22 protein-coding genes are annotated in these 17,978 nt (G+C 41.2%); 9 read left to right on the forward strand and 13 right to left on the reverse strand.

Going from position 1 to position 17,978, the window contains the following annotated elements; all coding sequences use genetic code 11:
- The first annotated feature begins 59 nt into the window (after nucleotides 1–59).
- A complete protein-coding gene (locus C1A06_RS11410) occupies nucleotides 60–1,076 on the forward strand; it encodes an AI-2E family transporter (protein ID WP_101690390.1) in 1,017 nt (338 codons plus the stop codon).
- A 52-nt stretch (nucleotides 1,077–1,128) separates the two neighbouring features.
- Here C1A06_RS11410 and C1A06_RS11415 read toward each other — a convergent pair whose 3' ends face one another.
- Both C1A06_RS11415 and kbl read right to left on the reverse strand, forming a co-directional pair.
- The gene (locus C1A06_RS11415; protein ID WP_101690391.1) at nucleotides 1,129–2,085 is read right to left on the reverse strand and encodes an NAD-dependent epimerase/dehydratase family protein; all 957 of its coding nucleotides are present in this window, start codon (nucleotides 2,083–2,085) and stop codon (nucleotides 1,129–1,131) included.
- Nucleotides 2,082–3,275 carry a glycine C-acetyltransferase gene (gene kbl, locus C1A06_RS11420; RefSeq protein ID WP_101690392.1) on the reverse strand — a complete coding sequence of 398 codons (1,194 nt, stop codon included), beginning with the start codon at nucleotides 3,273–3,275 and terminating at the stop codon, nucleotides 2,082–2,084. Before kbl ends, C1A06_RS11415 begins: the two co-directional genes overlap by 4 nt.
- Nucleotides 3,276–3,506: 231 nt before the next feature.
- On the opposite strand from kbl, the gene C1A06_RS11425 reads away from it, so the two are divergent.
- From C1A06_RS11425 to C1A06_RS11435, 3 genes are all read left to right on the forward strand, one after another.
- The gene (locus C1A06_RS11425) at nucleotides 3,507–4,061 is read left to right on the forward strand and encodes a hypothetical protein (protein WP_101690393.1); all 555 of its coding nucleotides are present in this window, start codon (nucleotides 3,507–3,509) and stop codon (nucleotides 4,059–4,061) included.
- A gap of 110 nt (nucleotides 4,062–4,171) precedes the next feature.
- On the forward strand, nucleotides 4,172–4,909 hold the full coding sequence (locus tag C1A06_RS11430; RefSeq protein ID WP_101690394.1) for a LexA family transcriptional regulator: 738 nt from the start codon (nucleotides 4,172–4,174) through the stop codon (nucleotides 4,907–4,909).
- 51 nt (nucleotides 4,910–4,960) lie between these two features.
- Nucleotides 4,961–5,824 carry a hypothetical protein gene (locus C1A06_RS11435; protein ID WP_101690395.1) on the forward strand — a complete coding sequence of 288 codons (864 nt, stop codon included), beginning with the start codon at nucleotides 4,961–4,963 and terminating at the stop codon, nucleotides 5,822–5,824.
- Here C1A06_RS11435 and C1A06_RS11440 read toward each other — a convergent pair.
- From C1A06_RS11440 to metA, 9 genes are read right to left on the reverse strand one after another with little or no spacing between them, the layout of a single operon-like run.
- Entirely contained in the window at nucleotides 5,819–6,415 is a 597-nt protein-coding gene (locus tag C1A06_RS11440) for an acyl carrier protein phosphodiesterase (RefSeq protein WP_101690396.1), read from the reverse strand. The genes C1A06_RS11435 and C1A06_RS11440 overlap by 6 nt on opposite strands.
- A gap of 3 nt (nucleotides 6,416–6,418) precedes the next feature.
- Complete coding sequence (gene hisF / locus C1A06_RS11445) at nucleotides 6,419–7,171, reverse strand: imidazole glycerol phosphate synthase subunit HisF (RefSeq protein ID WP_101690397.1); 753 nt, start codon at nucleotides 7,169–7,171, stop codon at nucleotides 6,419–6,421.
- A gap of 4 nt (nucleotides 7,172–7,175) precedes the next feature.
- The gene (locus C1A06_RS11450; protein ID WP_101690398.1) at nucleotides 7,176–7,637 is read right to left on the reverse strand and encodes a GNAT family N-acetyltransferase; all 462 of its coding nucleotides are present in this window, start codon (nucleotides 7,635–7,637) and stop codon (nucleotides 7,176–7,178) included.
- Nucleotide 7,638: 1 nt separating this feature from the next.
- On the reverse strand, nucleotides 7,639–8,355 hold the full coding sequence (gene hisA / locus C1A06_RS11455; RefSeq protein ID WP_101690399.1) for a 1-(5-phosphoribosyl)-5-[(5-phosphoribosylamino)methylideneamino]imidazole-4-carboxamide isomerase: 717 nt from the start codon (nucleotides 8,353–8,355) through the stop codon (nucleotides 7,639–7,641).
- Complete coding sequence (gene hisH / locus C1A06_RS11460; RefSeq protein WP_101690400.1) at nucleotides 8,352–8,939, reverse strand: imidazole glycerol phosphate synthase subunit HisH; 588 nt, start codon at nucleotides 8,937–8,939, stop codon at nucleotides 8,352–8,354. Before hisH ends, hisA begins: the two co-directional genes overlap by 4 nt.
- Nucleotide 8,940: 1 nt before the next feature.
- A complete protein-coding gene (locus C1A06_RS11465) occupies nucleotides 8,941–9,474 on the reverse strand; it encodes a TlpA family protein disulfide reductase (RefSeq protein WP_101690401.1) in 534 nt (177 codons plus the stop codon).
- Nucleotides 9,471–9,890, reverse strand: a complete 420-nt coding sequence (locus C1A06_RS11470) for a VanZ family protein (RefSeq protein ID WP_101690402.1) — start codon at nucleotides 9,888–9,890, stop codon at nucleotides 9,471–9,473. The genes C1A06_RS11465 and C1A06_RS11470 overlap by 4 nt, the downstream gene beginning before the upstream one ends.
- A gap of 37 nt (nucleotides 9,891–9,927) precedes the next feature.
- Entirely contained in the window at nucleotides 9,928–11,751 is a 1,824-nt protein-coding gene (locus C1A06_RS11475; protein WP_101690403.1) for a peptidase U32 family protein, read from the reverse strand.
- 24 nt (nucleotides 11,752–11,775) lie between these two features.
- Nucleotides 11,776–12,729, reverse strand: a complete 954-nt coding sequence (metA, locus tag C1A06_RS11480; protein ID WP_101690404.1) for a homoserine O-acetyltransferase MetA — start codon at nucleotides 12,727–12,729, stop codon at nucleotides 11,776–11,778.
- A gap of 361 nt (nucleotides 12,730–13,090) precedes the next feature.
- On the opposite strand from metA, the gene C1A06_RS11490 reads away from it, so the two are divergent.
- Together C1A06_RS11490 and C1A06_RS11495 are read left to right on the forward strand one after the other, a co-directional pair.
- The gene (locus tag C1A06_RS11490) at nucleotides 13,091–14,326 is read left to right on the forward strand and encodes a site-specific integrase (protein WP_004291422.1); all 1,236 of its coding nucleotides are present in this window, start codon (nucleotides 13,091–13,093) and stop codon (nucleotides 14,324–14,326) included.
- 11 nt (nucleotides 14,327–14,337) lie between these two features.
- The gene (locus C1A06_RS11495) at nucleotides 14,338–14,700 is read left to right on the forward strand and encodes a hypothetical protein (RefSeq protein WP_004291423.1); all 363 of its coding nucleotides are present in this window, start codon (nucleotides 14,338–14,340) and stop codon (nucleotides 14,698–14,700) included.
- Between the two features lie 77 nt (nucleotides 14,701–14,777).
- Here C1A06_RS11495 and C1A06_RS11500 read toward each other — a convergent pair whose 3' ends face one another.
- Together C1A06_RS11500 and C1A06_RS11505 are read right to left on the reverse strand one after the other, a co-directional pair.
- On the reverse strand, nucleotides 14,778–15,083 hold the full coding sequence (locus C1A06_RS11500; RefSeq protein WP_004291424.1) for a helix-turn-helix domain-containing protein: 306 nt from the start codon (nucleotides 15,081–15,083) through the stop codon (nucleotides 14,778–14,780).
- Nucleotides 15,084–15,114: 31 nt separating this feature from the next.
- Nucleotides 15,115–15,414: a helix-turn-helix domain-containing protein gene (locus C1A06_RS11505; protein ID WP_004291426.1), complete on the reverse strand. Its 300-nt coding sequence runs from the start codon at nucleotides 15,412–15,414 to the stop codon at nucleotides 15,115–15,117.
- 138 nt (nucleotides 15,415–15,552) lie between these two features.
- Here C1A06_RS11505 and C1A06_RS11515 point away from each other — a divergent pair, with 138 nt between their 5' ends.
- Genes C1A06_RS11515 through C1A06_RS11525 form a run of 3 tightly spaced genes read left to right on the forward strand, consistent with a single transcriptional unit; the run spans nucleotide 15,553 to nucleotide 17,924 of the window.
- On the forward strand, nucleotides 15,553–15,978 hold the full coding sequence (locus C1A06_RS11515) for a helix-turn-helix domain-containing protein (protein ID WP_004291432.1): 426 nt from the start codon (nucleotides 15,553–15,555) through the stop codon (nucleotides 15,976–15,978).
- Nucleotides 15,979–15,981: 3 nt separating this feature from the next.
- Nucleotides 15,982–16,332 carry a helix-turn-helix domain-containing protein gene (locus tag C1A06_RS11520; protein ID WP_004291454.1) on the forward strand — a complete coding sequence of 117 codons (351 nt, stop codon included), beginning with the start codon at nucleotides 15,982–15,984 and terminating at the stop codon, nucleotides 16,330–16,332.
- Between the two features lie 20 nt (nucleotides 16,333–16,352).
- A complete protein-coding gene (locus C1A06_RS11525; RefSeq protein WP_004291455.1) occupies nucleotides 16,353–17,924 on the forward strand; it encodes a DUF3945 domain-containing protein in 1,572 nt (523 codons plus the stop codon).
- Nucleotides 17,925–17,978: the final 54 nt, after the last annotated feature.

Below are 17,978 nucleotides of genomic sequence, written 5' to 3' on the forward strand. Positions count from 1 at the left end.
CATTAAAAATAAGCCCTTTTATTGTACTTTTATAGGGCAAACTCTATATTGTTATCTATATGAAGCAAACGTTTAAAGATTATTACAAGCTTTTATCTTTAATAGCAGTTATTTTATTATTTGCTATATTGATATTTTCTGAACTAACTCCTTTTTTAGGAGGTTTCTTGGGTGCATTCACTGTTTATGTAATTGTACGTCGACAGATGATATACCTCAATGAAACGAAGAAGTTAGGTAAGAACTTGTCAGCTGTTATTATTCTGCTTGAAGTTATACTCTGCATTCTTTTGCCCACTTTTCTAATAATTTGGTTGGTTGTAGGTAATCTCAGTCACTATGGGGCAAATATACAGCCATCAGAGCTTTTTAACGTGATGCAGCGGTTTGTATCTGTATTTCAGGAACGAACAGGGTATGATCTATTGAGTCAGGAGAATATAACGAAAGCAACATCCTATTTTTCAATGTTTCTACAAACGCTTGTTGGACAAATAAGCTATTTTGTAGTTAATGCAGTAGTCTTATTATTTGCTTTATACTTTATGTTGATAGGTAATCGAGAGATGGAAACATTTATATACGACTTGCTTCCTTTTAATGAGTCAAACAAGAGAATTGTTTTGGATGAAGTGAAAAGGATGGTGACTTCTAATGCTGTGGGAATACCTATTCTTGCAATCTTGCAAGGAGCGATTGCTACATTAGGTTATTATCTGTTTGATGTGCCCAATCCTGTTTTATTTGGATTCTTAACTTGCTTTGCTAGTATAATACCGATTGTAGGTACAGGCTTTTTATGGGCACCACTAGTCCTATTCTTAGCTTTAAGCGGTAATTGGCAAGATGCAATAGGGCTTTTGATTTATGCATTGCTTGTTATCTCTAATGTAGACAATCTGTTCAGATTTATGCTTCAAAAGAAGCTGGCAGATGTTCATCCGTTGATAACTGTTTTTGGTGCTATTGCAGGTCTTACGTTGTTTGGCTTTTGGGGGGTGATTTTTGGCCCACTTATGTTGTCAATGTTTTTTGTCCTAGTCAATATATTCAAAAATGAATACTTGAAGGCATAGTAAATAAAAGACCTACTAATTTTTAGTAGGTCTTTTATTTCATTAGAGCTTATTATAAATGTACTTGTCGTTGTTTTAAAACCTTAATCATATCTTCGGTCATACTATTTAGATCGTATTCGGGTTTCCAATTCCATTCTTCGCGGGCACAAGAATCATCAAGAGAATTAGGCCACGAATCTGCAATAGCTTGCTTCAAAGGATCAACATCGTATTCCATAATAAAATTAGGATAATGCTGCTTGATTGCTGTATAGATCATCTCAGGATCGAAACTCATAGATGCAATATTGAATGAGTTACGGTGTATAAGCTTATTAGGATCTGCTTCCATCAGGTTGACCATCGCGTTCAAAGCATCAGGCATATACATCATGTCCATATATGTGCCGGCTTCAATAGGGCAGGTAAATGTCTCGCCTTTTACTGCTTTGTAGTATATTTCGACAGCATAGTCTGTTGTTCCCCCGCCAGGCAATGTCATATTTGAGATAAGTCCGGGAAAACGAACCGATCTTGTATCAACACCCCATCGGGAGAAATAGTAATCGCTAAGTAACTCGCCTGCAACCTTGGTAATACCATAAACGGTATTAGGCCGTTGAATTGTATCTTGCGGAGTTTTATCCTTGGGTGTATTTGCTCCGAATGCTCCGATTGAGCTTGGTGTGAATAAACCGCATTTGTATTCACGAGCTACATCCAGACAGTTCATTAAACTTCCCATTCCAACATCCCAACCCAATTTCGGATTCTTCTCGGCTGTGGCTGATAGAATAGCTGCAAGATTGTAAATTGTATCAATATTGTATTTCTTGACAACTGATGCTATTTGATTAATGTCTGTGGCATCAATCTCTTCAGTTGGTCCAGCTTCGAAGAAGTTCTCCGGAAATGGAGGTTTGAAATATCCACATATAACATTATCCTCTCCATAGATTGATCGAAGTTTTACGCTCAGTTCCGATCCGATCTGTCCGGTACTACCAACAATTAGAATTTTCTTCATATAACACCTAGTTTTTTACCTATTTTAGTGAAAGCAGCGATACATTTGTCAAGATGTTCTATTTCATGAGCTGCTGATATTTGAACACGTATTCTTGCTTGGCCTTTCGGAACGACCGGATAGTAAAATCCTGTAACATATATTCCTTCTTCTTGAAGTTGTGCAGCCATATCTTGCGATAATTTAGCATCGTATAACATCACTGCGCAGATTGCCGATTGAGTCGGTTTTATATCGAAACCAGCTGCTGTTAGTTTTTCTACAAAGTAGGCTGTATTACTATGAAGTTTGTCTTGTAGATCATTTGTACGATCTATCATTTCAAACATTTTTATACCTGCTGCAGCAATTAGTGGAGGAATTGAATTGGAAAATAGGTATGGACGCGAACGCTGGCGAAGCATATCTATGATTTCTTTCTTACCAGTTGTAAATCCTCCAATAGCACCACCGAAAGCTTTACCTAATGTGCCGGTGATAATTTCTACTTCTCCACGAAGATTGAATAATTCGGTAGTTCCTCGTCCTGTACGTCCTACAACTCCGGCTGAATGTGACTCATCAACCATGATCATTGCATCGTACTTTTTAGCCAATTCGTATATTTCGTCTAGAGGAGCAACGTTACCATCCATAGAAAATACTCCATCGGTTACTATAAGGCGGAAGCGTTGAGCTTGAGCTTTTTTCAATTGTTCTTCCAGATCAGCCATATCAGCATTGGCATATCTATATCTTACTGCTTTACAGAGTCTCACGCCATCAATTATAGATGCATGGTTCAATGAGTCTGATATAATAGCATCCTGATCAGTAAGAAGTGGTTCGAATACACCTCCATTTGCATCAAAGCAAGCAGCGTATAGGATAGAATCTTCTGTCCCGAAGAATTTAGCTATTGAAGCTTCGAGTTGTTTATGTAGATCTTGTGTTCCACATATAAATCGAACAGAAGACATGCCATAGCCATGAGTGTCCAATGCTTGCTTAGCAGCTTCAATAAGTTCCTTATTGTCAGATAAGCCTAAATAGTTATTCGCACAAAAGTTGAGAACTTCCTGTCCAGAACTTACACGTATGCTTGCACTTTGAGGAGAAATTATGATTCTCTCATCTTTGTATAAACCCGCTGTATGTATATCATTCAGCTCTTTTTTGAGGTACTGTTGGAAATTTTGATATTTGCTCATAGCTTATAATTTAGATTTGGTGTTTAGCCATTAGTATGATAGTGTAAAGATAGCAAAATGTTAGTTGTTGCTTGCTAAAAATCAGATTGATTTTATTGTATAATTAGTGTCGTCTTAGCCAAAATTGTATCTTTGAATATTGATGTAGAAAAATATTGATCTGTTTTATGGAATATAAGAATCTTTTGCACCTATTAAGTAAAAGATTGTATAACTTCTAAATTTTGAATTATGGAAAAGAAGACTTTAGTAATAGTTTGCCTTGTAATGCTTGTTGTCAGTTATTTTGTTTATGGATATAAGGAAGATCAGCTTAGGGAAAGAGTTGAGAAGTTTGAAGAGATAGCGCGCCAAAAAGAGATAGCTAAACAGGATTCATTGAATAATCTTCGTCCGATGAGTCCATCATTAGAGGCTGAGATGGAAAGTTATGTAAACGCTATGTCAGATATTAATCTGGCAGGTTATGAGAAATTACGTCGCTTATATTATTTATCATTTACAAAAGAAGGAAATAATAATATTGTAACTCTTATGACAGGTTATGGTTTAAATCGGGATAAAGTTGAAGGATATACCCGTTTAGGGAAAAATCTTATTTTGTACTATGGAAATAAACAGGGCATAAGCCAAAATATATTTGATGAATCAGATATTCTGCGAGATTTAGATGCGCTAGACTTTTATGCACATCAATTGGAAGGCCGTCCAGATACCTTATTCTACAAAAAGAAGTATGTTATAAAAGAACAAAATGATTCGACTATTCTTCAGTTAATAAACTGATTGAATTAATACTTATATTAGATCAAGTTCTGTAAATTATTATTGAACTTGATTTAAAATTTAACTACATTTGCTCCGTATATAATATTGTTGGTTAAATATTGAATCTTATGGATTTTAAAGATAGACTTCGAAGCTTATTAGATAGAGATAATGTAACAGCATATCGTATTTGGAAAGATACTGCTATTACTAAAGGTACTATAGGAAATTATCTAGAGGGTAAGACAAATCCCAACAAATCAAATATAGCTTTATTGGCTCAGTATTTTGATGTCAATGAAGAATGGCTTGCTACAGGTGAGGGACAGATGGAACGTCAGGGAAATGTGAAAATTGAAGAACCATTTCTTGTGACGAAATCAGGTACAAAGTATTATGAAATGGCTAGTGGTAAATTCCGTATGCGTGTTCCTTTTATACCTGTAAAGGCTTATGCTAAATATGTTGATGAAAGTAGAGACGCTGAATTTGTTGGTGAGAGTTTTGATGAATTTGATTTCATTGTCGATCAAATCGGACATGGACGCTATTACGCTTTTGAAATAAAAGGCGATAGCATGGATGATGATAGTAAAAGGAGTTTATGTAATGGTGATATTGTTCTGGCCCGTGAATTAGGACAAGAGCATTGGCATAATAAATTACGGACAGATGATTTCCCTAATTGGATTATTGTTCTTGATAATACTGTATTATGTAAACAGATTATAAATCAGAATATAAATGATTTTTCAATAATCTGCCATTCTTTAAATCCTTCTCCTGAATATGCTGATTTCGAATTGAAATTATCAGATGTAAGACAATTGTGCAATATTGTCCAAAGAGTATCAAGTAGCTTTTAATAAATCGTAATATATTTATTATCTTAGAATCAAGAAATTGGTTATCACTTTATGGGGCAAAATTATTCGGAAAGTACATATAGAAAGACGTATGATGGTGATTATGTCAAATCATATGAAGATAAAGCTTTGGTAAAGAAAGAGCTTGAAAGACGTGTTAAATCCTATAAAGAAATTACCCAGCAAGAAGGAGCATATAGTAAGCAAGAAAAAGGTATTTATGATCCAGGAAATACCGAGCGAACAATTGATGTACTTGATAAACCAATAAAGAGGATTCCGACAAGAAAGCTTGAGAATAGAAATCAGGGTACGATTAAACAATCTGTATCCACAAGTGAAGACACCGAAGTAAAAGAACAAAAAACAGCTCAAGTTATACCACCACCAGTTCCTGAGATTAAAGTAGTATCAAAAGAACAATCTCCTAAGCCTATCGTTCCTAAAGTTCAAGTAGTAAAAGAAACTGAGCTTAGGAAGAATACAAACTCAAAAGTTCGTGATTATGATGCATACAGAGCTTTAGTGATGTTACCTGTTAGAGAAGAAGCCAATGGAGTTTATCGTGAAATGGTTAATAAGGAGCTTATTGACGAAAAAGAGGCTCGTAAAATATTAGACTATGCTGGTTATAAGGAGAAAAAGTCTCTTGATTTTATTAAGTTTGGACTATTTGCTCTGATTGCAACAATTCTACTTCAATTAGCCGGAGCTATTGGTGCAATGGCTTGGTCGTATTTTTACCGTCAGAGAACGCACGTAGTTTTAGAAAAGAAAATGGGCTTTTCTAATCTAACGATTCGCATGCCTGCGAATAAGAAAGAAAAAGATGATATTCTAGCAAATGGGATGATCTATATGGGAATATCGGCTGTAATGTTTATTGTTGCAATAATAAGAATGTCCGCTTCATAAATCTCCATAGAGCTCTATGTAAGTGTTCTTTGCAAATTCTTCTAATTCAGGGAAAAAGGCTCCATAACTATCAGCTATCAGTGTATAGTTCTTTTCGAAGTCATTGAATACATTAACAGACTCATCAAGGTATTTTGCTCTTCGTGCCAACCTTTCGAAACTTCGTTCGATAAGCCAACTATTCTGATAGTTTGCCAGCCAGTTTTCATTTTTCATATATACAAACATATTTAGAAAATCTTGAGGCAAAAGTTGATGTCTTGATTCTATTGCTGAATAGCATTTGTTGGCAAAGCTTTGCCAACCGTCGTTGGGTATTCTTTGAGTATCCGTAGCTAGATAATGATCGTATGCTACGTCAAGAAAACTGGCATTGTATCTGCCGACACTTTTTGTGAATATGTTCTTGGCTGATTTATTTACTTCGTGTCTATCCGTAAATGCATCTATTTGGCGATGCAATACAATACCTTTTTGAATATTCTCAGGTAGTGAATCTATTTGTTTCCCTTTTATCATATCGGCAACAAGATTACCGACGATGGCATCATCATTACCAAATGAAAGATAAGTATGTGCCAAGAAATTCATAGTCTAACGTATTATTATATTTTCTTTTCTAAGATAGCTCTTTAAATCCTGAATAGCAATCTCTCCGAAATGGAAGACGCTGGCAGCAAGTGCTGCATCAGCTTTACCTTCGATAAATACATCTCGAAAATGCTCCATCTTACCAGCTCCACCAGAAGCGATAATTGGTATATTCAAAGATTCAGATAGTTTTCGTAGTGCTTCGTTTGCAAATCCTGCTTTTACACCGTCATGATCCATACTGGTGAATAATATTTCACCTGCACCTCTCTCTTCGGCTTCTTTAGCCCAAGTGAAGAGTTCTTTGTCGGTTTTATTACGACCGCCGCTAGTATAACAACTCCATACATTATTCTCCAATTGAGCATCTATAGCACATACACAAACTTGTGAGCCAAAATGCAGAGCGATTTCACTAATAAGTTCAGGATTTCTGATTGCTGTTGAATTGATGGAGATTTTATCTGCACCCGCATTTAGTAGTCTATCTACATCGCTAAGCTCATTTATGCCTCCACCAATAGTGAAAGGAATATTGATATTGGCAGCTACGCGCTTTACTAAGTCGGTAAAAGTCTTTCGTTCTTCGTGCGAGGCAGTAATGTCAAGAAAGACTAATTCGTCAGCTCCTTCTTGGCTGTATTTTACAGCCAGTTCTACGGGATCTCCTGCATCGCGTAGATTTACGAAGTTTGTTCCTTTAACGGTTTTTCCATCTTTTACATCAAGACAGGGTATAATTCTTTTTGCAAGCATAATTTTATAAATCCATTGTTAGACGTACCATGTGACGGCATTCGATGCCATTTTCGAATATGGGTTCTGGATAGTGTTTTCTGAAAAAGTCAAAATCTACAGAACTAATTGTGAAACCACATTTTTGGTACAATGCCAATTGTTTTATTCCAGCATTTCCTGTACCGATTTCCAATACCTTAAAACCTTCTTCTCGTGCAGTCTCGATAGCATGATGAATTAGACGTTTACCATACCCTTGATCTTGAAATGATTCGTCAACAGCAAGATTTACCAATTCCATAGTGAATGGGCGAGTGGGCAAAAGAACATAGATACCTATGGTATCTTTTCCTTGGTAGGCTACATGGCATATCCCTCTATTCAAGTAGTATTGCACAGCTTCTTCCGAAGGATCGGCTAGATGTAATAAATGGTATGGAATATCTTCGGTATTCGTTACTTTTCTTATTAGCAATTCCGGCATATCATAAATAACTTAATTCTTTCAAACTAACTTTATTCTCATAGATAGCCTTACCTAGAATAACGGCAGGAACACCGGCTTTTTCGAGGTCACGGATATCTTGCATACTTCCAACTCCTCCACTGGCTATGAGGTATAGATCAGGATATGCTTTCAATATATCCTTGTATAGATCAACTGAGGAACCTTGCAACATGCCATCTTTACTTATGTCGGTGCAAACAACGTATTCGATTCCTTTTTTCTTATACTCGCCAATAAATGGAATAACATCAATCTCTGTTTCTTTCTGCCAACCAGATACTGCAATCTTATGATTTCTACAGTCGGCTCCTAAAAAGACTTTGTTGCTTCCATATTTATCAATCCACGAGCAGAATAATTCTTTGTTACGGACAGCAATACTACCGCCTGTTACCATCGAAGCTCCGGCATTGAAAGCTTTAGCAATATCCAGTTCACTTTGAATACCTCCACCGAAGTCTATAATAAGATTTGTCTTATTCGCAATTCGTTCAAGTACTTTTATATTTATAATACGTTGAGCTTTAGCACCGTCTAAGTCTACTAAATGCAGACGATACAAGCCTGCATCTTCAAACATTTTCGCAACCTCAAGAGGATCTTCGTTGTAAACTTTCTTTGCATTGTAATCTCCTTGTGATAGGCGCACGCATTTGCCGCCTATTATATCTATTGCTGGTATAACTTCTATCATAGTTCTAAAAAGTTTTTAAGTATTTGTTCTCCCACACAGCCACTTTTTTCGGGGTGAAACTGTGTTGCATAAAAATTGTCTTTATGTAGCGCAGCACTGAATGGTAGAATGTAATCGGTCGTTGCAGCCGTATACTCACATATTGGAGCATAGAAACTATGAACGAAATATACGTACTGATCATTCAGCGAAGCATCGAAAAGATTGCTTTTTAGATCGCTAATAGTATTCCAACCCATATGAGGAATTTTGTCCTCGTGTTTATTTGCAACGAAACGTTTTACATCGCAATCGAAAATTTTTAAGCAATCTACATTACCTTCTTCCGAATAAGAACACATAAGTTGCATCCCCAGACAGATACCTAGTATTGGCTGCTTCAAGCCTAGTATAAGTTCATCCATACCACTTTGACGAAGATATAGCATAGTAGAGCTAGCTTCGCCAACGCCAGGGAAAATAACTTTATCAGCTTGTGAGATGATTTTTTTGTCGTCAGTAACTACAATCTCAGTATTTAAACGCTTAAAAGCGTGTTCGACTGAATAAATATTACCTGCGTTATAATTTATAATTGCAATCATTTTATTTATCTAATAGCGAGTCGATAAGTTTGACCATCTCGTTAAACTCCTCTACTTTATATAATCTTGTAAGCATTACTATTCGTCCGTCTTTACCAATAATGACATTACGCGTAACGCCCGCACCCTCTTCGGCATAAAGTTTGAATATCGAAGCTTTAGGATCTAGACCAATAGGATAGGTTACACCTGTTTTTTCAGCAAACTGTATAACTGTTTCAGCGGGTTCGTCCATATCTATACCATATAAGGCGAATTCTGAATTATTCTTATGCTTTTGCCATATTTCAGACTCTATATGCGGCATTTCTTTTCGGCATACACCACACCAACTAGCCGTAAATTGAAGCATAACTACTTTACCTCTCAAGTCTGATAATTTTACAACTTCACCTGAAGGAAGTGTCATATCAAAATCTGGAGCCATATCTCCAACTTTAACGATGTATTGATAATCACTCGGTTTGTTCGAGGTTTGACTATATAGTCCAAATGTTAGCGTCAATGCCAGTGTGAATAGTATAAGACGTTTCATATCGTATGATATTTTATTAATAGTTTTCTTCTTAAAATTAAAGCGAATGGAATTGCAGATATTGCGCCTAAGCTATCTGCTAGAAAATCAAACCAGTCTCCATATCTGTTTGGAAAATATTCATGTTGAATGACTTCAATCAATCCCCCATAAATTATTGGTAATAATATTGCGAAAAAGATCATTTTCAATATTATTATTTTCCCTTTATTCAAATAGACATAGTTACATGACGCTACAAGTGATAATCCAAAGAACATTAAAAAATGTACTGCTTTATCGGCGTGAACGAAAAGTTCGAAGCCTGCTTCTGGCATGTCGTCTACCGAGATAAGGCAGCACAGATAGAAAATAATGGCGGCCACTACAAATGGTGCCCATGTATATTTGATAAAATTCCAGATTGCTTGTAGCATATTTCTATTTTTGAAAATCAAAGATAATGATTTATGACTAATCTTTATATACTTTCATTTCACATAGTTTGCAATCAAATGAAAGTCGTAACCTTGTGTTATTGTATATAAGATAGAATGGTTCGCTATAGGGGTGTTTATCCGATTGCTCTTTAGGACACCAGCCCATCGAGTATTTTACGCAATGACGTGTAAACATCAGCGGAACAGCATCTAAATGTTCTTTTTCGAATGCTACTTGCGATACATTAGCTTGATGTTGAACATAAAATTGTCGACTTTTATCATTCATAACATTTCCTAGATAAGTAATGTTTTTAGTTGGAAAAGCATGTTTAGTTTCAATAATCTTAGCTATATCTTGACTATACTTTGTTTTTCTCAGAGAAAGAAGTTTGTCAGTAAGTTGCCGGCGCCATTCTGTAAGTACAGAAGACGGGATAAACCAATTGTCTGATAAATTGATTGCCACTTCAATTGTGTTAAATATCGTGTTTCCTGTCTTAGAAAGAATATTCTTGATATTATCAGTCTGATCCTTTTTAGCTTCTTCCTTCGTCTGATCAAAATTGAGTACTACATAATGCCCAGATTCGTCTGTAGCTTTAAGTGAGAATCCCAATGGGATATCTTTTATTTCGATACGGATATCGATTTTACGCTGAGCCGATTCTTTTGAAAGCAGTTTGTTGAATTCGTGATCATTATTACGATATATATAAGCCCCTTTACGTAGTGTTGGCATTGTTAATGGATATATCATGTCTTTTTCTACACGATTAACATGTATGCCTTCTAATTCTTTCTTGTGATTAAAGAAACAAAGTCCATCACCATTATTAATTTGCTTTGTTGTATTAATCTTTATGAATTTGGTTGTTATTTCAGAAACCTTACCAATAGGTTCACCTACCGATTTCGGGGAATCTACCGACCAAATGTTTGATGTGCGATCATGTAAAAAATACTTTGTGAATCCACGATTGAAACTTTTCTCCAAATTTGGTTCAAAAGTATATGTTGATACCCCATCAGATGCTTTCGTATACTCTGGGCGTCTAGCAAAGATTGAGTCTAATTTTTTTCGATAATATGCAACTGTATTTTTTACATACTCTACATCTTTCAATCTACCTTCAATCTTAAAGGAAGTAACTCTTGCATCCAATAAATCTTCCAGATCATCCGAGAGATTTAGATCTTTCATCGAAAGAAGATGTTTGCGAGCAATTATTTCTTCGCCTTTAGCATCTTCCATCGTATATGGCAAGCGGCAATATTGTGCGCACGAACCTTTGTTTGCACTGCGGTTAGATAGTGCTTCGCTTAAATAGCACTGTCCGCTGTAGCAAACACATAAAGCTCCGTGAACAAAAACTTCGATTGGAGTCTTTACTTGTGATGTTATATCGTGAATCTGATCAATTGTCAATTCGCGAGCTAAAACTATTTGTTTGAACCCGGCTTCTTCTAGAAACTTCGCTTTTTCGGGAGTACGAGTATCTATTTGTGTACTAGCGTGAAGTGGGATAGGGGGGAGATTCAGCTTTAGTATTCCCATATCCTGAATAATCAGCGCATCAGCTTTTGCTTCATAATACAATTGTTTGATGAGTCTTTCAGCGTCTTTCAGCTCTTTATCGTTGAGGATTGTATTTAGTGCGACATATATTTTAGCATTGTACATATGAGCATATTCGCACAATGCTGTTATCTCTTCTATTGTATTTCCAGCTGCCGACCGTGCACTAAACATAGGTGCACCTATATATACCGCATCAGCTCCGTGTTTGATGGCTTCGATACCACATTCCAAATTTTTAGCCGGAGCTAAAAGTTCTATTTTACGAGTTGTGATCAAGTTCTTGTCAATTATAATTAAGGGTTAGTCCTCATAGTTTGGTTGAGCTATTTCGCCCAGTTTTTCAATATCTTCTATCTTGTATGGAGTTTCCTGATATACGAAGTAGTTCAACCAGTTATTGAATAATAAGTTTGCATGAGCAGTCCATGTAACCAGTGGTCCTTTCTGAGGATCATTATCTCTATAATAATGGTGAGGAATTTCAATTTCTAGTCCTTTCTCTAAGTCACGAATATACTCATTGTGCAAAGTATATGGCGAATACTCAGAGTGACCGGTAAAATAAAATTCGCGTCCTCCGCGGGAACAGACAATACCTACACCAGATTCTTTAGATTCGGCAAGTATGGTTAATCCGTTTTTCGAAAGAATATCGTTTCTGTCTATTGTTGTATGACGGCTGACAGGTATGTTGAATTCATCATCGAACCCTCTGAAAAGAGTGAAGCTCTTCTGTTGTACTAAATGTTTAAAGACTCCGAACATCTTATTTTCGAGAGCTACTTTTTCCACACCATAAAAATGATGCATTGCTGCTTGTGCTGCCCAACAAATATAAAGAGTAGATGTAACGTGCGTACGTGCCCAATCAAAGATCTTAGTAATTTCCGGCCAGTAGTTGACATCTTCAAAATTGTACAATTCTACAGGAGCTCCGGTAATAATCATACCATCGTAAAAATCTTCTTTTATCTCGCTGAATCCTTTGTAAAACATAATAAGATGTTCTTCCGGAGTATTTTTCGATTCGTGAGTTTCGAGCTTCAGAAAATCAATCTCTACCTGCAACGGATTATTCGATAGTAAACGGATAATATCCGTTTCTGTTGTTATTTTTATCGGCATCAGATTCAATACAAGTACACGCAGTGGACGTATGTCTTGCTGATTAGCTCGCAATTGATCGAATACAAAAATATTCTCCTTTTTCAGGATATCTATTGCCGGAAGGTTCTGAGGTATATTAACTGGCATCTTAAAAAGTTATTCAGATTAATCTTTAATATGCAAAGTTACTACAAAAAAGTGAAATGCGGAAAGATATAGTGATAGAATTGAGTTACAAGGGTTTTGGTTGAAGTGGCGATAATCCGTGAAGCCATTACAATCCCTGCCGAAGCCAAATCCTGACGCCGCTACGTTACTTGTTCGTAACCATGCCCGAAAATGCGACAAACGGGTACGAATAGCGAAACAAGGCTCTAAGGAATAGTGAGTTATCCATAACTCATGCGAAAAATCAGGTTACGGAAAAAGATTGCGCCGTTCCTCCCCGTTTTGCGTACCAACACCGGACTCTTCACCAACTAATTTTGAAACCCAAAAATTAAGGACAATGAAGAGTACATTTTCAGTAATCTACTACCTCAAGCGTCAGGTAGTGAAAAAGGACGGGACAGTTCCCGTCATGGGACGCATCACGGTGGACGGCAGCCAGACACAGTTCAGCTGCAAACTGACTGTCGATCCGAAACTGTGGGACACCAAAGGTGGACGTGTCACGGGCAGAAGCACGGCGGCACTCGAAACGAACCGTATGCTTGACAAGATGCGGGTACGCATCAACAGGCATTATCAGGAAATCATGGAGCGTGACAACTTCGTCACGGCGGAGAAGGTGAAGAACGCCTTTCTCGGACTGGAACACCGCTACCACACGCTGATGCAGGTGTTCCGCCAGCACAACGAGGACTACGAGAAGCAGGTGGAGGCAGGCATGAAAGCCAAAGGCACGCTGCTGAAGTACCGCACCGTTTACAAGCACATGCAAGAGTTCCTCGACATCCGCTACCATGTGAAGGACATCGCCCTAAAAGAGCTTACCCCGGCTTTCATCTCCGACTTCGAGATGTTCCTGCGCACGGACAAGCACTGCTGCACCAATACCGTGTGGCTGTACGTCTGCCCGTTACGGACGATGGTATTCATCGCCATCAACAACGAGTGGCTGACGCGCGACCCGTTCCGCGAGTATGAAATCAAGAAGGAGGAAACAACACGCAGTTTCCTGACCAAAGATGAGATCCGCCTGCTGATGGAGGGGAAACTGAAAAACGCCAAACAGGAATTGTACCGCGACCTCTACCTGTTCTGCGCCTTCACGGGGCTGTCGTTCGCGGATATGCGCAACCTTACGGAAGAGAATATCCGCACCTACTTCGACGAACACGAGTGGATAAACATCAACCGCCAGAAAACGGGCGTGGTGTCCAACATCCGCCTGCTCGACATCGCCAACCGCATAATCGGCAAATACCGGGGACTGTGCGGGGACGGCAGGATATTTCCCGTTCCGCATTATAACACGTGCCTTGCCGGTATCCGTGCCGTCGCCAAGCGTTGCGGCATCACCAAGCATATCACGTGGCATCAGAGCCGCCACACGGCAGCCACGACGATATTCCTCTCCAACGGTGTTCCCATCGAAACGGTCAGCTCCATGCTCGGACACAAGAGCATAAAGACGACGCAGATTTACGCAAAGATAACCAAAGAGAAGCTCAATCAGGACATGGAGAACCTTGCCGCAAGATTGAACGGCGTCGAGGAATTTGCAGGTTGCACCATCTAAAAAGAAAAGCCATGAAACGTGACACAATCATCATCGAGGACAAGGCAGTCAGCGTAACCGGTAACGACGTGTGGATGACCGCCACCGAAATAGCCGGATTGTTCCATACGACCGTCCCGGCAGTGAACGCCGCCATCAGAGCCGTCCGCAAGTCGGACGTGCTGAACGACTACGAGGTGTGCCGCTACATGCAGCTTGAAAACGGGCTGCACGCGGACGTGTACGCCCTTGAAATCATCATCCCGGTCGCTTTCAGGGTGAATACCTACAACACCCACCTGTTCCGCACATGGCTGGTGGGAAAGGCACTCTCACAAGAGAAACGGCAGACATACGTGATGTTCATACAGAACGGAAAAGCCGGGTATTGCTGATTGCACATACCCCATAAGACAAGTAAACGGGTAGCACCACAAAAGGTGTCACCCGTTTACTTTTTCATGAAACCGCCTCACTCCAGCGGCTTGCGGTAGTTCGCTTCCAGTACCCCGCGCAGCCCCGTTTCCGGGTAAAGCACCTTCCCTCCCAAAAGTATGAAGGGCAACACGCGGTTGTTGCGGTATTCCTGCAAGGTGCGCCGGCTCACACGGAGCAGTTCCGACACCTCGCCGTCCGTCAGGTAACGTTCCCCGTCCAGCGGAGGACGGTAGCTTTCCAGAAATGCGGACAGCCATTTCGAGCCTTTGCGCATATCCTGCACCACAGAGGCTATCGGCTCGTCTTCCATCGTAAAAACATCGTTGTTCTCGTTCATCATAACTTCGGATTCAGTGGGTGAATAAATCAAATCATCTGCCGTGCGGATAGAGCGTGCCGACAAGCGGTATCAGCCGCTTCACCTCCTCTGGCTTGTAATAGAACCTGCGGTTTATCTGCGAGTAGCCGATAAGCCGCCTGTCACGCAGCGTCTGCAACGTGCGCGGGCTTATTCTCAACTGCCCGCAGACCTCCTCGCCCGTGAGCCATCTTTCCATGCGCCCCGTGTCGCTTTTGCGCCTCAGGGCGGCGACCTTCTCCGAGAGTGCGCCGAATGCCGCCACCATCATCTCGAAAGTCTTTTTCTCGATAGATACTATTTCCATATTCATGTCATTTAGAGTTTGCCGCAAAGGTAACGAAACGGCATACAAGACGTATCGTTTTCCGCTGAAAGGCTGCCTGTTGCGCCGTTTGACCGGGTTACGGAGCCATCTTCCGCAAAAATCTTACGTGAGTCACGTAGTGAGTTGTTAAAGCCCCTTTTGTTTATTGCCGAATTTTGTCGCAGAAACAAAAAGAAAGGACTGAACATGAAAGTGATAACAATGGAAAGTTCCGCCTACAAGGAGATGATGGCGCAGATTGCGAACATCGCAGGGTACATCCGCGAGGCAAGGGACGAGAAGAAACGGAAGCGGGAAACCGAAGACAAGCTGCTTGACACGGCACAGGCGGCGAAGATGCTCAACGTGAGCAAGCGCACCATGCAGCGTATGCGCACCGACCACCGTATCGAGTATGTGGTGGTACGCGGAAGCTGCCGCTACCGCCTTTCCGAGATACTGCGGCTATTGGAGGACAACACAGTAAGGAACGAGGAAGGGACAATAGACACCCTGTTCCACAACCACACGCTGCGCACGGGCGGCAAACCAAAAGGAAGGAGGACATAGGTCATGGAACTGCTCACACGAAACAACTTCGAGGGCTGGATGCAGAAGCTGATGGAACGGCTCGACCGTCAGGACGAACTGCTGCTGGCGATGAAGGCTGAGGGGAAACAGCCCACTATCACGGAAAGCATCCGCCTTTTCGACAATCAGGATTTGTGCATGTTGCTCCAGATAAGCAAACGCACCCTCCAACGCTACCGCAGCGTAGGCGCATTGCCCTACAAGACGCTGGGCAAGAAGACCTATTACAGCGAGGAGGACGTGCTGACATTCCTTTCCAACCATATCAAGGACTTCAAAAAGGAAGATATAGCCTTCTACAAGGCTCGTATCCATAATTTCTTTCATAAATAACCCATTAAAACATTTTTCAGATGGCAAAGAAAAAAGACGAAAAGGACGTGCTGGTAGTCCGTGACGAGAAGACAGGCGAGATCAGCGTGGTAGCCGGGCTGAACGCGGACGGCACACCCAAGCGCACCCCCGCAAAAGCGGAGAACGCGCAGAGTTTCCTGCAATTCGACCGACATGGCGACGTGCTGGACAACTTCTTCAAGAACTTCTTCCGGCAGTGCAAGGAACCCAGCCGCTTCGGTTTCTACCGCATTGCGGCAGACCAAGCTGAAAATCTCTTAGAGGTGATGAAGCAACTGCTGAAAGACCCCGAAGCGAACAAGGAGCTGCTCGCCCCTCACAAGGTGGACACCTCCGACTATGAGAAGAAGGTGCAGGAAGAGATGGCAGCACAACAGACAGAGAAACAAGAACCTCAAAAACAGGAGAACATGGAACAACGGAAAGAACAGCAACAGGACAAATCCGAACAGATGCAGGGCAAACGTGGCTACCAGCCCATCGACGAGAGTAAAATCAACTGGCAGGAGCTGGAGGACAGATGGGGCGTAAAGCGGGACAACCTTGAAAAGTCCGGCGACCTTACGAAGATGCTCAACTATGGCAAGTCCGACTTGGTAAAGGTCAAACCGACCTTCGGCGGCGAATCATTCGAGCTGGACGCCCGCCTCTCCTTCAAGAAGGACGGTGAGGGAAACATCAGCCTCGTGCCGCACTTCATCCGCAAGGAGCAGAAGCTGGATGAGTACAAGGAACACAAATTCTCCGACAATGACCGGAAGAACCTCCGCGAAACGGGCAATCTCGGTAGGGTCGTGGACATTGTGGACAGGGAAACGGGCGAGATCATCCCCTCCTACATCAGCATCGACCGCAAGACGAATGAAATCACGGACATTCCGGCAAGCAGGGTGCGCATCCCGGAGCGCATCGGCAAGACGGAAATCACCACGCAGGAGCGGGACATGCTCCGCGCCGGACTGCCCGTACGCGACAAGCTCATCGAGCGCAACGACGGCAGAAAGTTCGTCACCACCCTGCAAGTGAACGTGGAGCAGCGCGGCGTGGAGTTCGTGCCGGGAACCGGCAAGTCGCCCCGTACCGCACAGACACAGGAAACCAAAGGCGACACATCGAAAAGTCAGGCGCAGGGCGGGGAAAATGCCGCACAGACCAAGAAGGAGCAACGCCGCAACACGTGGACGAACGAGGACGGCAGCATCCGCCCCATCAGCAAATGGAGCGGCGTGAGCTTCACCGACCAGCAGAAAGCCGACTATGTGGCGGGTAAAGCCGTGAAGCTGGAGAACGTGACCGACAAGCAGGGCTTCCATGCCACGATGTATATCAAGTTCAACCCGGAGAAGGGACGCCCGTACCGCTACGACACGAACCCTGACAATGCACAGCAGGTTGCTCCGTCCAACGAGAGCCGCACGCAGGTGGCGGTGAACAACGATGGCAAGACCAACGAGGCTACAAAGAATCTGAGAGAGCCGTTGCAGAAAGGTCAGACCAACCCGAAGGACGCCCGCCAGCAACAGCAGCAGGAGAAGCCGCAGAAGAAAACGGGCAAGGGCATGAAAATGTAATCCCGTGTCCGCCACTGAATCCAAAATAAAATCCAAAGTATCAACAAAAAAGAA

It is taken from the genome of Dysgonomonas massiliensis, assembly GCF_900240225.1.
GTDB classification, from domain to species: Bacteria; Bacteroidota; Bacteroidia; order Bacteroidales; family Dysgonomonadaceae; genus Dysgonomonas; species Dysgonomonas massiliensis.

Coding starts and splice junctions, on each gene's coding strand:
- C1A06_RS11410 (WP_101690390.1), top strand. CDS start 60: ATGAAGCAAACGTTTAAAGATTATTACAAGCTTTTATCTTTAATAGCA.
- C1A06_RS11415 (WP_101690391.1), bottom strand. CDS start 2,085: ATGAAGAAAATTCTAATTGTTGGTAGTACCGGACAGATCGGATCGGAA.
- kbl (WP_101690392.1), bottom strand. CDS start 3,275: ATGAGCAAATATCAAAATTTCCAACAGTACCTCAAAAAAGAGCTGAAT.
- C1A06_RS11425 (WP_101690393.1), top strand. CDS start 3,507: ATGGAAAAGAAGACTTTAGTAATAGTTTGCCTTGTAATGCTTGTTGTC.
- C1A06_RS11430 (WP_101690394.1), top strand. CDS start 4,172: ATGGATTTTAAAGATAGACTTCGAAGCTTATTAGATAGAGATAATGTA.
- C1A06_RS11435 (WP_101690395.1), top strand. CDS start 4,961: ATGGGGCAAAATTATTCGGAAAGTACATATAGAAAGACGTATGATGGT.
- C1A06_RS11440 (WP_101690396.1), bottom strand. CDS start 6,415: ATGAATTTCTTGGCACATACTTATCTTTCATTTGGTAATGATGATGCC.
- hisF (WP_101690397.1), bottom strand. CDS start 7,171: ATGCTTGCAAAAAGAATTATACCCTGTCTTGATGTAAAAGATGGAAAA.
- C1A06_RS11450 (WP_101690398.1), bottom strand. CDS start 7,637: ATGCCGGAATTGCTAATAAGAAAAGTAACGAATACCGAAGATATTCCA.
- hisA (WP_101690399.1), bottom strand. CDS start 8,355: ATGATAGAAGTTATACCAGCAATAGATATAATAGGCGGCAAATGCGTG.
- hisH (WP_101690400.1), bottom strand. CDS start 8,939: ATGATTGCAATTATAAATTATAACGCAGGTAATATTTATTCAGTCGAA.
- C1A06_RS11465 (WP_101690401.1), bottom strand. CDS start 9,474: ATGAAACGTCTTATACTATTCACACTGGCATTGACGCTAACATTTGGA.
- C1A06_RS11470 (WP_101690402.1), bottom strand. CDS start 9,890: ATGCTACAAGCAATCTGGAATTTTATCAAATATACATGGGCACCATTT.
- metA (WP_101690404.1), bottom strand. CDS start 12,729: ATGCCAGTTAATATACCTCAGAACCTTCCGGCAATAGATATCCTGAAA.
- C1A06_RS11490 (WP_004291422.1), top strand. CDS start 13,091: ATGAAGAGTACATTTTCAGTAATCTACTACCTCAAGCGTCAGGTAGTG.
- C1A06_RS11495 (WP_004291423.1), top strand. CDS start 14,338: ATGAAACGTGACACAATCATCATCGAGGACAAGGCAGTCAGCGTAACC.
- C1A06_RS11500 (WP_004291424.1), bottom strand. CDS start 15,083: ATGATGAACGAGAACAACGATGTTTTTACGATGGAAGACGAGCCGATA.
- C1A06_RS11505 (WP_004291426.1), bottom strand. CDS start 15,414: ATGAATATGGAAATAGTATCTATCGAGAAAAAGACTTTCGAGATGATG.
- C1A06_RS11520 (WP_004291454.1), top strand. CDS start 15,982: ATGGAACTGCTCACACGAAACAACTTCGAGGGCTGGATGCAGAAGCTG.
- C1A06_RS11525 (WP_004291455.1), top strand. CDS start 16,353: ATGGCAAAGAAAAAAGACGAAAAGGACGTGCTGGTAGTCCGTGACGAG.